The sequence below is a fragment of the Chryseobacterium oranimense genome (assembly GCF_900129755.1).
GTDB lineage: Bacteria > Bacteroidota > Bacteroidia > Flavobacteriales > Weeksellaceae > Chryseobacterium > Chryseobacterium oranimense.
Window position 1 is genome coordinate 707,101 of record NZ_FQWT01000001.1, and the last position, 15,063, is coordinate 722,163.

13 protein-coding genes are annotated in these 15,063 nt (G+C 39.0%); 5 read left to right on the forward strand and 8 right to left on the reverse strand.

The features are described from left to right. Positions 1–23 precede the first annotated feature (23 nt). The gene (gene metQ / locus BUB03_RS03280; RefSeq protein ID WP_083538859.1) at positions 24–842 is read left to right on the forward strand and encodes a methionine ABC transporter substrate-binding lipoprotein MetQ; all 819 of its coding nucleotides are present in this window, start codon (positions 24–26) and stop codon (positions 840–842) included. Between the two features lie 335 nt (positions 843–1,177). Further along, a complete protein-coding gene (locus BUB03_RS03285; protein WP_228417784.1) occupies positions 1,178–3,385 on the forward strand; it encodes a glycoside hydrolase family 3 C-terminal domain-containing protein in 2,208 nt (735 codons plus the stop codon). Between the two features lie 83 nt (positions 3,386–3,468). Here BUB03_RS03285 and BUB03_RS03290 read toward each other — a convergent pair whose 3' ends face one another. Next, positions 3,469–4,023, reverse strand: a complete 555-nt coding sequence (locus tag BUB03_RS03290) for a DUF2652 domain-containing protein (RefSeq protein ID WP_040994033.1) — start codon at positions 4,021–4,023, stop codon at positions 3,469–3,471. 203 nt (positions 4,024–4,226) lie between these two features. Next, complete coding sequence (locus BUB03_RS03295) at positions 4,227–5,615, reverse strand: MFS transporter (protein WP_073060237.1); 1,389 nt, start codon at positions 5,613–5,615, stop codon at positions 4,227–4,229. Between the two features lie 142 nt (positions 5,616–5,757). Between BUB03_RS03295 and BUB03_RS03300 the strand changes: the two genes are divergently transcribed. After that, positions 5,758–6,228, forward strand: a complete 471-nt coding sequence (locus tag BUB03_RS03300; protein WP_040994029.1) for an Lrp/AsnC family transcriptional regulator — start codon at positions 5,758–5,760, stop codon at positions 6,226–6,228. Positions 6,229–6,481: 253 nt separating this feature from the next. Next, complete coding sequence (locus tag BUB03_RS03305; RefSeq protein WP_073061290.1) at positions 6,482–7,249, forward strand: methyltransferase domain-containing protein; 768 nt, start codon at positions 6,482–6,484, stop codon at positions 7,247–7,249. Positions 7,250–7,300: 51 nt separating this feature from the next. Here the strand turns inward: BUB03_RS03305 and BUB03_RS03310 are convergent, their stop codons facing one another. From BUB03_RS03310 to BUB03_RS03330, 5 genes are all read right to left on the reverse strand, one after another. Continuing rightward, positions 7,301–7,816 carry a hypothetical protein gene (locus tag BUB03_RS03310; RefSeq protein ID WP_228417750.1) on the reverse strand — a complete coding sequence of 172 codons (516 nt, stop codon included), beginning with the start codon at positions 7,814–7,816 and terminating at the stop codon, positions 7,301–7,303. Between the two features lie 16 nt (positions 7,817–7,832). After that, positions 7,833–8,885 (reverse strand): hypothetical protein, encoded by a 1,053-nt coding sequence (locus BUB03_RS03315; protein ID WP_073060239.1) that lies wholly within the window; start codon positions 8,883–8,885, stop codon positions 7,833–7,835. A 345-nt stretch (positions 8,886–9,230) separates the two neighbouring features. Beyond that, the gene (locus BUB03_RS03320) at positions 9,231–10,466 is read right to left on the reverse strand and encodes a hypothetical protein (RefSeq protein ID WP_073060242.1); all 1,236 of its coding nucleotides are present in this window, start codon (positions 10,464–10,466) and stop codon (positions 9,231–9,233) included. Further along, positions 10,466–11,401 (reverse strand): hypothetical protein, encoded by a 936-nt coding sequence (locus BUB03_RS03325; RefSeq protein WP_073060244.1) that lies wholly within the window; start codon positions 11,399–11,401, stop codon positions 10,466–10,468. The genes BUB03_RS03320 and BUB03_RS03325 overlap by 1 nt, the downstream gene beginning before the upstream one ends. Positions 11,402–11,404: 3 nt before the next feature. Then, positions 11,405–12,430, reverse strand: a complete 1,026-nt coding sequence (locus tag BUB03_RS03330) for a hypothetical protein (protein WP_073060246.1) — start codon at positions 12,428–12,430, stop codon at positions 11,405–11,407. A gap of 331 nt (positions 12,431–12,761) precedes the next feature. Here BUB03_RS03330 and BUB03_RS03335 point away from each other — a divergent pair, with 331 nt between their 5' ends. After that, positions 12,762–13,937 (forward strand): T9SS type A sorting domain-containing protein, encoded by a 1,176-nt coding sequence (locus BUB03_RS03335; protein ID WP_083538861.1) that lies wholly within the window; start codon positions 12,762–12,764, stop codon positions 13,935–13,937. 67 nt (positions 13,938–14,004) lie between these two features. Here BUB03_RS03335 and BUB03_RS03340 read toward each other — a convergent pair whose 3' ends face one another. Continuing rightward, positions 14,005–15,054 carry a PD-(D/E)XK nuclease family protein gene (locus tag BUB03_RS03340; RefSeq protein ID WP_073060251.1) on the reverse strand — a complete coding sequence of 350 codons (1,050 nt, stop codon included), beginning with the start codon at positions 15,052–15,054 and terminating at the stop codon, positions 14,005–14,007. Positions 15,055–15,063 lie beyond the last annotated feature (9 nt).

The window sequence follows — 15,063 nt, forward strand, 5'->3', positions numbered from 1 at the left end:
CAGCTCTTTAAAAAAAAATTCTAATGAAAAAAATAAACATTCTAGGCCTTTTAGCGGCCGGACTCTTCCTATTTAATGCATGTTCAGGAAAAAAAGATGATCCGAATCATATTGTAGTAGGGATTACTTACGGGCCGGAAATGGAAATTGCCGTAGCAGCAAAAAAAGTAGCTAAAGAAAAATATAATCTTGATGTGGAGCTTATTCCGTTCAATGATTATGTAGTTCCGAATGAGGCTTTAAACAACGGAGATATCGAGGCTAATGCCTTCCAGCATGTTCCCTATCTTAACGAGCAGTCGAGACAGAGAGGGTACAAACTTGCTGTAGTCGGGAATACTTTTGTGTATCCTATCGTTGCTTATTCAAAAAAGATCAGAAATATTAGCCAGCTGCAGAACGGAAGTACAATCGTTATTCCCAATGATCCTACAAACGAAGGCCGGTCATTACTCCTTCTTCAGAAAAACGGGCTGTTAAAATTAAGGGAAGGAACCGGATTATTACCTAAAGTTACCGACATCACAGAAAATCCAAAACAATTGAAAATCCTGGAAATTGAAGCCCCTCAGCTGCCAAGAGTATTGGATGACAGAGAAGTGGTTATTGCAATCATCAATAATAATTTCGCTTCGCAGGCTGGATTAGATGCAGAAAAACAGGGTGTTTTCAGTGAAGATAAAGATTCACCATATGTGAATGTTATTGTTACGACCCATGACAATGAAAATTCTGCAAAAGTCAAAAACTTTGTAAAAGCATACCAGTCAGAGGCTGTGGTTAAAAAAGCGGAAGAAATTTTTAAAGGCGGAGCAGTGAAGGGATGGGCAGATCATGAGTGATGCGAATTTTTGAGTTCCTGGGTGTGGGTTTCAGGTTGTATGCCATAACATAAAGAACTCTCCCAAAAAACTGGTGGCTTCGGGAGCCTCAGCCACCAGATATTGTCCTTTATCAATATTGATGAAATCATTAACCTTCTCAGAACCCGGAACTCGAAACCCTAAAACTCTTCAACACTCAAACTTCTTAAACTTAAAATTAATTGGCTTATTTTTATTTTCTCAATTTGAGATAATAAAAATTTTACTTACTTTTGTTGTTAATCAATAAAAGGCATTGTATGTTCAAGAAAACCGCCATTGTAAGTTTATTCACTCTTATTTCTGCTTCATATATGGCTCAGACTCAAACCCTACCCATCTATTTAGATGAATCAAAACCTGTGGAACAGCGTATTCAGGATGCTCTTTCAAGAATGACGCTTGAAGAAAAAGTAGCAATGCTGCATGCACAGTCCAAATTCAGCTCACCCGGTGTTCCAAGACTGGGAATTCCCGAATTCTGGACAACAGACGGTCCTCACGGGGTACGGCCTGAAGTGATGTGGGACGAATGGGACCAGGCCGGATGGACCAATGACTCGATCATAGCCTACCCTGCCCTTACAGCACTTTCTGCAACATGGAACAAGAAAATGTCATGGAATTACGGAAAAGCCCTTGGTGAAGAAGCCCGCTACAGAAAAAAAGATATCCTCCTCGGACCCGGAGTTAATATTTACAGAACTCCGCTGAACGGAAGAAACTTTGAATACATGGGGGAAGACCCGTACTTAACTTCAAAAATGGTGGTTCCTTATATCAAAGGGGTTCAATCTAACGGGGTCGCTACTTCTGTGAAGCATTTTGCTTTAAACAACCAGGAAATGTTCCGCCATACCAGTAACGTTAATGTAGATGACAGAGCACTTTACGAAATCTATCTTCCGCCATTCAAAGCAGCAGTAACCGAAGGTGATTCGTGGACAATCATGGGGGCTTATGATATGTACAAAAACCAATATGCCAGCCAGAATCAATATCTTTTGAATGATATTCTGAAAAAGGAATGGGGCTACAAAGGTGTTGTATTGTCTGACTGGGGAGCGGTAAACAATACAGAGCAGGCCATCCACAACGGACTGGACCTTGAATTCGGCAGCTGGACGAACGGACTTTCTAAAGGAACTAAAAACGCATACGATAATTATTATCTGGCAAAACCCTACTTAGATCTTATCAAATCCGGAAAAGTAGGAACTAAAGAACTTGACGACAAGGTGACGAGACTCCTACGCCTGGCTTATAAAACCACGATGAACAGGAACAAACCTTTCGGAAATGTTGCTTCTGAGGAGCATAAGGCTGTAGCCAAAGAAATCGGGGAAGAAGGTATTGTACTGCTGAAAAATCAAGGAAACGTACTTCCTATTGATGTTAATAAAGCTAAAAAAATTGCCGTTATCGGCGAAAATGCCATTAAGGTAATGACCGTCGGCGGAGGTTCTTCATCGCTAAAAGTAAAATATGAAACCCTTCCATTAGATGGAATTAAAAACAGGTTTGGAAAACAGGCCGATGTACAGTACGCAAGAGGTTATGTGGGCGATATCGGCGGAGAATACAACGGGGTAAAATCCGGCCAGAATCTGAAAGATGACCGTCCTGCAGAAGAATTGCTTAACGAAGCCGTAGAACTGGCAAAAAATTCCGATTACGTGATTTTCGTGGGAGGACTGAATAAATCTGATTTCCAGGACAGCGAAGGTAACGACAGAAAAAGCTACGGACTTCCTTACAATCAGGACCATGTGATTTCGGCGTTGGCAAAAGCCAATAAAAACCTTGCAGTAGTTCTGGTTTCCGGAAATGCAGTCGCCATGCCTTGGATCAAGGAGGTTCCTTCTGTACTTCAATCCTGGTATCTTGGGTCTGAAGCCGGTAATTCTATCGCTTCTGTTTTGGCTGGTGACGCCAATCCTTCCGGAAAACTTCCGTTTACATTCCCTGTGAAACTCGAAGATAATTCAGCGCACCGATTGGGAGAGTATCCCGGACAGAAAGACGAACTGGCAGCCGGAAAAGGTAAAGACCAGAAGAACCCGATCAATATTACTTACAATGAAAGTATTTTTGTAGGATACCGCTGGCATGACACGAAAAAGATAAAACCTTTATTCAGCTTCGGACATGGATTGAGCTATACCACATTTGAATTCGGAAAAGCAACGGCTGATAAAAATGTGATGTCTCAGGATGATAAGATCACTTTTACCGTAATTGTAAAAAATACAGGGAAGAGAGCAGGTGCTGAAGTGGCACAGCTTTACATCAGTGATATCAAAGCTTCCGTACCTCGCCCTGCAAAAGAACTGAAAGGGTTTGAAAAAGTATTTTTAAATCCCGGCGAACAGAAAGAAGTAACCTTTACCATTGATAAAACATCTCTGAGCTATTTTGATGCTGAAAAGCATGACTGGGTAGCTGAACCCGGAGATTTTGAAGCACAGATCGGTAATTCTTCTGATGCTATCAAGACGAAGGTGAAATTTACATTGAAGTAGTCATCATATTAGTATATTTAATTTTGAAGCAGGTTCTAAGGGGCCTGTTTTTTACATTCTATTCCTCTTCAGCATTGACTTTACTAATGAGCATTCTCAAAATAATGAATCATCTCTCCTTCAGGAAGATAATATTCTTGTGTATTGATCTCTGCCTCTCTGTTACCGCTGTTTTCCAGAAAAGAATTACTGAAAAGAGCATATGAAGGCTGTTCCGCGAAGTTATTTTTAAGCATTTGATGGGCTTCAACCACCGTTTTGCCATAAAGTTTCTTAAAATTTCCGATGGTATACTGTGAAAACTTTCCGTAATGTACAATGAATTTGAGTGACATATCGATAGAAATGCTCAGTTCCTTATTCAATTCTTTAATCTTTTGGTTAAAGGCATTCCGCATCTTCCAGAGCATTTTAGAAATACGCTGATAGGACGGATTATTATCATACCTGTAAAATAAAATAGCGTCCCCTTCGATCTCTGAAATTTCAAAATACTGATCATTCATATCGATCAGGGTAGATAATAGCTGTCTTACAATATATTCTCCCGTATAAAGTTTTGTATTGAATACAAATTCAGTAAACCCGCTGAAATCCGGGATAAGAATGACGCCTGCATGTATATTTGTATGCTTCATGATGAGATCGTTTAAGCTTTCATCATCATAGACGAAGAAGAATAGGTTTTACTTTATGAAGAAGGGAAAATTAGCTTTCTTTGCTGTACATTTTATATCTCAACAATCAATTCTTTCTCATAACCGGCATCGGATTAAATAAAAAAAGAACCGGCACAATAATACCGATCCCCTTTCATATAGTTTGTATATTTTTAATAAAATTATGAAACAGCTATTTCCGCATGCTTCATTTTTGAGCTTCTGACAATAAAATAAAGCAGCAATCCAAGAGCCAGCAAAGCATATCCGATCAGAATGATCAGGCTTAAATCCCCTACGGCATATTGAGAAGGAAAAATCTGGCTCATCAAAGTCATGAACGAAAGCCCTATCCCTGCACCTAAAAAATAACTTGTAGAACTTAAACTGGAAGCCACTCCGTAATGAGAGGGCGCCACATCCTGGATTCCCATTACTGAGAGCGCAGTAAAGCAAAACGTCATCCCGATTCCTGAAATACAGGCTGCTCCCAATAATACAATCGTCAATGGATGGCCCATATAAACCGCAATCAGTAAAGACAGGGCTCCGGCAAGCATAAAACTCCAGCCAAACACTCCCATCCGGGAAGAATTCAACCTTTTGGAAATATAAGGCAATACAAATTTTGCAGCCAGTGCAGACATGATACTGAACGGCACAAGCATCAGCCCGGCAGAAGCCGCACTGTGCCCCATATCCTTCTGAAGCATTAATGAAATAAGGAATAAAAATCCTATGAAAAATGCCCCTAATGTGAAGAAAACGGCATTAGAAATGACTAATGATCTGTGTCTGAACATCTGCAAATCTATCAACGGCTGAGCTACGGATTTTAACCTGATGAATACAGCAGCCAGAAGGAGAACAGCAATTATCAAAGAACCGATAACAAGAAGAGAATTTTCTTTTATATGAACCAGCTCATGCGTCCCGTAGGTAAGGCTCAAAAGTCCCAAAACAAGCAATATTCCCGATACAAGATCTGTCTTCTGCCCTGCTTCATCTTTTTCGTCTGCAGGCAGATACCGGTAAGCAAAAATCAAGGTCAATAAAAGAATAGGAACATTGATCAGGAAAACCCAGTGCCAGCTTAAGTAAGTACTGATAATTCCCCCCACCGAAAGCCCGCTTCCCGAGCCAATGGCAGCGAATGAGCTGAAAATCCCGATGGCACGGTTACGTTCCTGCTCACCTCTGAATGTGTTGGTCACAATGGATAAAGCAGAAGGCATGATCAATGCGGCTCCCAATCCCTGAAGAGCACGGAATACCGCTAACATTTCAAAGCTTTGGGAAAGTCCGGCTCCTAACGAAGTCAGCATAAAGACCAGAGCTCCGACAAGGAATATCTTCTTGCGCCCGATCTGGTCGGAAAGCTTTCCGCCAATAATCAGAAAACCGCCAAAAAACAATACATATAAAGTCTGAAGCCACTGTACGGTTGCAGCCCCAATGTTGAACTGCTCCTGAATAGAAGGAATGGTTAAATTAATAATGGCAATATCCAAAGCCTCCACAAATGTTCCTACCGATGCTAATATTAATATTAAATTTTTCCTCGTACTCATGTATTCAAATTTTCTACAAAATTAATTTTAAAAGAACGTATTTGAAAATAATATGGTAAATTTGGAACAAATAAACTATTTAATATCATATAAAAGAACAAATCGATTATTAACAGAATACCAATCTTTAAAAACAGAACAAATGACTACAGACCATTACATTCCCGACGAAAAAGACCTTTCTATCCTGCGTTTACTTCAAAAGGATGCTAAAATGAGTGTGCGTGATATTTCAGCCAGGATCAATTTAAGCTCAACTCCTACGCATGAACGGATCAAACGAATGGAAAAGCTGGGCATCATCAGGGAGTACACCGCTGTTCTGGACCGTAAAAAAGTAAACAAAGGCATGATGGTGATCTGCATGATTGCCCTGAATGTCCACAACAAAAAAACTGCGGGAAAATTTATAGAAGAAGTAGGAAAACTAAAAGAGGTGGTAGAATTCTACAACATCAGCGGAGATTTTGATTTTATGCTTAAAATTCTAGCTCCGAATATGGATGACTTTCATGAGTTTTTTGTGAATAAGCTATCTGAAATTGAAGGAATCGGGCAGACGAAAAGTATTTTTGTGATGAACAGCATTAAGGAAAGTGTGCAGATTTTATAAATATTTTTAGACCCAAGAATCTTATATAACTTTTTTGTCTCTCGCTGATTGAGCAGATCGGGCAGATGTTTGCGTATAATTATGATGAAAATGATTTTTAATTTCAAAATTAAATTATGCTATCAGTTATCAATATAAATATGCTTAATCTGCTCATAATTTTAACTTGAACATTTAAGAATATTTTATCATTTTGTTTTCAGTATTTCTTTCCGGAATTACTAAATTGAAACTTCATTCTAACATCACAAATATGCCCTGGAATCCTGAAGTTTACAATCAATTTAAAAATATCCGTTTCAAACCTTTTTATGATCTTGCTGAACTGATCACGAATGAAAAGGAAATGAAAGCGGTAGACCTTGGCTGCGGAACGGGTGAACAGACGGCCATTCTTACTGAGAAATTTCCCAACGCCCAATTTACAGGAATCGATTCTTCTCCTGAAATGCTGGAAAAATCTAAAGCACTGGAAAACGAACGCCTTCATTTCAAGCTTGCTACTACAGAAGAAATGCTGAACGCTGACGAAAACTGGGATCTTATTTTCAGCAATGCTGCTTTACAATGGTCGGATAATCATTATGATCTGTTCCCAAAACTCATCTCAAAGTTGAAATCCGGCGGACAGCTTGCCATACAGATGCCTTACCAGCCGGGAAATACATTGAACAAAATTCTTTCTGAACTGGCGGGTGATGAACCCTTCAGATCCCAGCTTAAAGGCTGGAACCGCCCGTCTGCTGTTCTTACCATAGATGAGTATGCACAGATTCTGTTCGATAACGGGATTGAGGATTTAAATCTGTTTCAGAAGGTGTATCCTATTATTGCTGACGATCATGAAAGTTTGTTTAACTTTATTTCCGGATCTGCTTTAATTCCTTACCTGGAAAGGCTTGATGAGGAGCAACAGAAAAGTTTCACAGCAGAATTTAAAAAACGTATTGAGAAAAATTTTCCAAAACTTCCTGCTATTTATGCTTTCAAAAGAATATTGATGTACGGAAGAAAAAAATAAAAAAGCCCTGCTTACGATTAATGCAGGGCTTTTTGATATTCTCTACTGTTATTATTTCCAAAAATTCCAAACTGTTCCATCGAAAACAGCGAATGTTTTGCTGGCCGTATCATAACAGATCATTCCGGGATACGGATCTTTTACGCTGAGATGGGGTGAAGAGATTTTGGGAAGAATCATAGCTTTGTCCGGTGACTCTAAGACAAGAACTCCATCAGCGCTCCCCTCCTTCTCTCCGATTATAACTCCGGCTCCGTTTTCATTCGAATCGTTTGCTTTAATTGTCGTGGAATTTCCCGTATCGCTCAATGCTTTCCAACTATTATTTTCATATACTTTTACTTTGTCATCAGAGGTATCAAAAATAAATGTTCCGTTGGCTGTATTTCCGGCAGGAAGACCTTTTGTAGCAGGAAGAATCAGACCTTTTGTGTTTTCCGGGCTGTTGTTAAAATCCAATATTGTGTTTTTACCTTCAATTATGTCTTTACCTATGGCTACCTGCGCATGGAAAGTATTAAAAGCCAATACGATCAGAACAGTGCTTAAACTTTTTATATGTTTCATATTTTTAATAATTAGGTTAATCATTACAGCTTCTTTCAATACATTTCCATTGAGTTCCGTTATATAGTTTTATACAACGATCCTGGATGTCATATACAAGCATCCCCTCTTTTGGTTCCGAAACAGCATCTCCCGATTGAGGAACCTGGCTTACATGCTGTACTCTGGTAATGACAAATCCTTTGGTTTTCGACTCCAACGCAAGAAATCCATTGGGAATATTCTCAGGCCAGTCAGCCGTTTTCTGCTGTACTGTAATCCCCATTTTGGTATAACTGTCAGGTACGCCTGAAGCTCCGGGTTTGGTACAGTAATCATCAAGCTCATGAACTATTTCATCAGCAAAACCGCAAACCTGTTTATCCTCCGGAAGCCCTTCAGGCCACAAAGAAGGACACAGGGCCTTGGTTGCATTTGGTCCGCAGAAACTGGCATTTCCAGGCGCAAGCCCCGTTACCGTATCCATGGCAATGGCAATAATCTGGCTGTCGTTACTGAGTATGGAAGCTCCTCCTCCGCTTACCTGTGCTTTGGCAATACAATAGGCTTTCCCCAAAGGAGCCCCGATATAATTGACAAAAGGATAGGTAACGGACTGCTGGCTGAAAGTCCCGCATATTTCCACAACACTGTATGTTCCCATATCGATGGTTGAAGTCGCTCCGGGAAATGTTCCCATGAATGAAGGATCTCCCTGGGAAACCGATCCGGTAAGGGAAAGATATGCTTTGGTCCCCAGCTTAACTTTTGAGCTTTTCTGACTTCCGAAAACTCCGATGATGATGGAACCTTCTGATTTCACACTCGCAGCGTCTTTGATTTCAAGATCACCGTTGACTGTAATTCCTTTTACAATAAGTGCCGATCCCGGCTGAATAACTAAAACTGCTCCCTGAGGAATGGTAATATCGTTGGTTAATGTAAGATTTCCGTTGAGACAATAGGTTGTTCCTAGGTTCATTGCCTGGCCGGTATAAGCGGTACACTGAGCACGCGCAATACCATAAAAAAGAGCTATTAACAAGAAAATCACTTTCTCATTAATAGCGCCAAAATTTAAATAATTCATACGCTTTTATAATAAATTAAGATTTTTTACACATTTTAAGAGCCAAAATGCGCTTTCCAAAATACAGGACCTATCAACAATTTGCATACCAAAATTTTATTTACAGGAGCTATTTAAGCTGATAGTATTGGAGTTATAATCCTTAATTAACACAGCAACAATAATTTAAACAACTGTTTAAAAAAATATTTTTTTTTGCTATTTTTTCTTAAGCTGAAAGAGAATTATTTTTTTGTACAGCAAAGCCGATGGCTAGATTCAATCAACAATTGCATATCAGAAAACTAAAAAGGTGTGCCAGTAAGCACACCTTTCTAATGGTTATTTTTTTCACCCATCAACTCTCTAGTCTTCTGGAAATCCTATAATTTTTCCACCATCGAAAAACATTATATAACATACTGCTCCTGTTGTCAATAATAAAAGGAGGCTCCAAAAAGCAATTTTATACCCGTTCAGCCGTGTTTCTTTATGGCTGTAGCTTTCGTTTTCCCGGTTGAAATCTTCCAGGCTATTTCCAAGTCTGGGTCTTGAATGACTCTGATTCATCCAAGAACTTGCTCCAATTGAGCTGACTGTACCAATATCTTTGGTGAGCCTGATCTTATCCGCAAATACCTTTCTTCTTTCCAGATGCTGCTTTCTGATGAATTCTACTTTTCCGTCTGACTTTAATTTTTTAACCAGTTCATCTATGTTCGCAGCATATTGATCAAATTCCTGATTGATGGTTACAATGCCTTCTTTTGATTCAATGATCTTCTTTTCGTTCTCCTGATGTTTCCTTTCATTGTGAGCAATCTGTTTTTCGATATCGTTAATGATGGTTTTTCTGTCTTCTTTCAGGTTTTCCTTCTCCTGTTCCAACTCCTGGATACAGTTGCTGACGAGCCTGGATTTTTCTTCATCCGATTTTTGAATTTCACGGTCAAATCCATTTTCATCCACAATTTTAAAAATCCCTTTCTGCTGGACAAACTCAGCAACTTCACGGTTATCAGTGAAATAGATCATATCATATATGCTCAAAAGCCCTGTTGCCCTGCTTAATAAAGACTGCAGCTGGGAAGATCTATTCTCCATATAAACCATAAGGTAATTATTGCCAGACTGAGTGGTACCCAGGTTTTCTATCTGACGGAGATTCAAATTGATTTTATCGAAGTCTTTCGGCTTATCAATAGAAAATTTATCGGAATGGTTAATGGTAATGGTACCGTCTGCAACATTACGATCTTCAAGATGCTGGTGAAATTCATCCAAAACATTAATGACAAGACCTTCCGGAGCCACCTTATCTACAAAAATAAGGCTTGATCCTATAAATGTTCCGCCACGCTGTGAGTTCTGTTCTTTTGCAAAAGTGTATACAACGTAAGAAATCAGAGATGAACTACCGGCCGGCTCAATTCGTATGCCATAGATCCTGCTACCCGGAAAAAGCTTAACAGCGTCTGTTTTTAAATCAAATGTCCTGATATTTTTAGCGATTTCCGCATTACCTCCCAGGAAATAAGACTGCCTGAAACCATTCGGGTTCCCAAAAGTCCCGAACGCAGAAAAAAAATAAGTATTGCCCATCAGTTGGTAAAGCTAAATTTTAAACGTTCCCAAAATGTTCCTTCATAATCCAGATCGTAACCGGTAATGCTTCTGTACAGCCATTTGGACAGAACTTCCGCGGTAGACAGATTGAGCAGGTTCACCCGCTCCTGTCCTATGGAATTCTGAACGCTCCCGATCGTATAATAGGATTTGCTTAATCCATAAGTATTGATCCTTTGTGCAGTCATCGGCAGACGGTCGGAAATAAAGCCTTCCAGCTCTTCCGCGCTTTCCACATCCATCCTTCCCGATTTGTCCCATTTGGAAATCACCAGTACGGCATTTACAGATTTCAGGTTTTTCCCTTTTCTTTCCAGCTCATCCAGAAATTCATTGATCAGGCTGTCTTCTTTATGGGCAGAATCGTAGCTGGTAACAATAATAAAGGTAAGCGGCACATTGGCATTCAGAAAGGATTCTATACTGCTGTGATAGCTTCCGCCTCTTCTGATCTCATTATGGTTTTCCCCTGAAGTCTCCAGAAAAGTAAGATCAATAGGAACCACTTTTTTTGATTTATTGTTAGGTTCGAAAACCAGATCCAGGCGGGTCACCTGATCTCTTGTTGATCTGCCCGGTAAAATTCCCTGCCGAATGTTCTCAAAAAAATCAGACAGCAGGACGTTGGCCTCTTTACTGTTAGGAGTTCCAAGTTTCGGTCTCAAAACACCTGCATGAGATTTCAGGTAGTAAAGCATGGAAGATAGAATTACAGATTTCCCTGAATCTGCTGTTCCAAAGAAGAATATAAAATTGCTTTCCTTATTTTTAATATCGTTGGAAATGGTTCTGGCTATGGGAACGAAATCATCCTGTACCTGCTGTTCACGATCAAATGACAGGGGTTTCAGCATTTCTTCTGCTTCCTGATCAAAAGAGAGGGGTTTAAATTTCTCGTTAAAATTTTCCATGGTTTAATTATTTGGAATTAAAGTATTTCCGCTTCTTTTGTTATTGAAAACACTTCCCCGGTTGTTTCTGTTATTATCGGGGCTTGTAACCAGCAAGATGATAATCACAATAATGAAATCCAGCAAAATACATCCTGCAAGCACTACAAACTGGTACATTCCAAAATGTTTGATGGCATGTTCAAATGCAAAACCGATCTTTCCCACTTCCTGAGTCTGGGAAACCAGAGGTTCAAAATGAATTTTCTCATTCCCAAGAACGGTCTGTGCCCGGCTTCCCAATTTGTTGTATTCGGCAAGGGATTCATCGATAATACCCTGCGACAGGTCATCTTTTTCTTTTTTAGACAAAAGAAGCAAATCCTGAATGTTTTTGTTCCATTTTAAAGAAGCATTATTCAGGTCCATCTTCAATGCTCTTTCTTCAGGAGACAGGTCAGAAATCATATTATCGATCTGGTGACCCATTCTCTCAGAAAGATCTTCATAATCATTTCCAACGGGAGTCAGTAAATCTACTTTCTGGCCCGTTAGTTTTTCAATATCCCTGATCAATGACTGGGCCCGGGTTCCTATTCCTTTGTTTCCGGGATCTTTGATCTGCTCCATCAGCTGCTTTTTCTTGATCTCGATATTTTGGGTGGTGATTTTATTGTATTTATAGCTCAGCTTGGATTCCACATCGTTTTCGAGAGCCATGAAACTTTTATTGATATCCCGTAGTTCATCAGTATAAATATCCGTTTTCATAAACCTGGTATACAATGCATTAAAATTGGCAATAAAGCAAAATGAGGCAATAAATACGTAGATTCCGACAAGGCTTCCGGTAGGTTTTCCTTCAAGCTTGGCATTCCGAAGCATCCAGCACAGGAACAAAAGTAAAAGGGATAATACCAGAGCAATAACGAAGGATGCAGGGCCGAAGATCTGCTGCAGCCCGAGCCATGTCTGGTAAAAGCTTACGCTGATAAGCAGCAGGGCAAGGATTCCCAAAAAGAGGTCTGCGGGAGTTATTTTCTTATTCATAATAATTGAGTTTGTTTGTTTTCGTTTTATAATGCCGAAACTACAAACAACCGCGAAAGAAAAATTACGGAAAACCGTAAACGGACTTTTATCTATTAAAAAGAAACTGAGATGTATAATTTGAAATCCCAAGCATTGAAAAGGGATTCAGAATATTAGATCAGATAAATAAACTCTATAGATATTTAAAATAATTCAAATTATCCCCTTTACTATTGATTTTAAATCAATTAACACTATTTTAAAATCACCTCACTGTGATTAAAACAGATTTTAAATACAAATATTTCATAATTTAGTGATAACTAAAAACCATCAAAATTCAAAATTTATGAAAACATCATTATTATCCATGAAAAATGGCATGGCTGCTGCTATGCTTTTTTTAACAGGTATCGCCAGTGCCCAGCAGTGGGACATTAACGGGAATGCAGGTATCACCCCTGCCAATTATGCAGGAACAGTAGACCCAATCGCTTTTTATCTGAGAACCAATGGCGCTTCAGCGAATCCGGGACAGGCTATCCTTAACGAACCCGGCTCATTTATCGTAGATGCCGTGAATAATTCCAACGTCTCTAAAGCAAAGGGAAGCATCATTGTAGGAATTTCCAATGTTCTTGGGGGCAACGCCGGAAGCTCCCTGGTAGCCGGCTGGGAAAACGATCTGGCTAACGGCGGAGGTGCCAATATTATTGGCGGCCAAGCCAATGCCGTCCTGAATGGATCAAGCAAATCTGTAGCTCTGGGCTGGAAAAACATCATCAGAAACCATAATCAGTTTGCACTGGGAGTAGGTATAGACCTTAAAGATGTTTATTCCGGCGGATTCGGAATTGATCTTGCCGCTACGGGAAACCGTTCTTTTGTAATAGGCTCCGGAACGGGAGGCGCAAAGCTTACGAATAACATTCCATTATCCATTATGTTTGGGCTATCGACTACATCAACGATGCTGATCAAAGATAAAAGTGTAGGTATTCTTACGCTTACTCCTACTGCCAATTTCCATACGGTAGGAACGGTAAGACATGAAAATCTGCCTACAGGAAGCGGCCGCGCCCTGGTAGTAGATCCAAACGGAAATGTAATGGTTTCCAATACCTCCCTTAACAGAATGGCTTCTCCTGATGAAACTATCCTGAAACTGGAAGACCGCATTAAGAACCTTGAAAATACGGTAGAAGAGCTGAAGCAATTGTTACTGAATAAAGGTATTTCATCAACCAATATATCATCATATGATATCGCAAAATTAGCCCAAAATGTTCCCAATCCCACCAAAAACGGAACAAGCATTGGCTATTATCTGCCGAAAAATGCAAAAACAGCTTCTATCGAGATCTATAATATCTCCGGACAGCTGGTAAGATCTCTCCCCCTTCGTGAAAAAGGAAACGGGGCAGTTACGGTTTCAAGTTCGGACTTTCCATCCGGTACTTATGTATATAAAATGGTCACAGACGGAAAAATTACAGGTTCCAAAAAAATGGTTCTGGAGGATTAAATGCTTGATATATTATTTTCAAAAAATGAGCAATGGAAGTTTCCATTGCTCGTTTTGATTGTATCTATCAGTTTGTAAAGTCTACCTTTTCAGGTATTTTATCCGCATAATAAGTCCTCATGTTCTTAATTTGTTCCAGAACTTCCGACATAGCATCCTGTATGGTCTTATACCTTAAACTTTCTGAAAGTGTAAAGCAGCAAATATTTCCTTCTTTCCACAATTTAAATTTATGCGGTCCCAAATAAGCCTGAATGTCTGCACTGTATTGTGTAAAATTTACATAGTAGTATAATGATACATTCAGTTTTCCATCAGCCTGAAAAATCAGTGTAACATTATCTTCATCCGGAAAAGGATAAAACCTGATCGCTATTTCCTTTCTGGCCCAATTCCTATTATTAATGTGATAGCCTCTGATGTCTGTTTCACTTTTGATTTGCTCGGCCAATCCTACAATATAATGATCCAGTCTGTCTTTAGCATCTAAAATCTGTGAAAAATTTTCTTCAATGAATTCTGTAATATGTTGTTCCATTTTCAATTTATTTTTGTCTGAGAATTGTAATAAAAAATCATTTACAAAAAAATCCCATTTGTCATTTAATTTTACCAAGGGATTCTTCAGTATTTTATAAAATGTATGCTGAATATTGATGTAGTTCCAACCCGGGGGTACATGTTCAGTTTTATAAGACATGATTACAAAAAACTTTTCCAGATGGGGATATTTTGAATTTATATCCTCTACATAATCATCCAGAGGATTGTTTAGTGTGTGAAAAATTTTATTTTCGAACAGAATTAAATACCTTTTATTATGCAATATCAGATCAATACGGTTTCCCAGATTTGTTGTATGCTGTGTAGTGGTATTACATTGATCAATAAAACTATCAACAATTTCTTGGGAAAAAGAATCTTTTAAAAGATATTTAAGAAATAAATTCCGACGCTTGTATTCAGATTTTGAATCCAGAATATAAGCTAAAACATCAGTAAAAGGATTCTCATAAAACCCTCTTGTTCCGATATCAAATATGTTTTTTTCTTTATCAAAAATAAATTGGGGAATTGAATTAACAGATTCTCTCAACTCATCTATGGTGTAGTTCATCTATGAAAT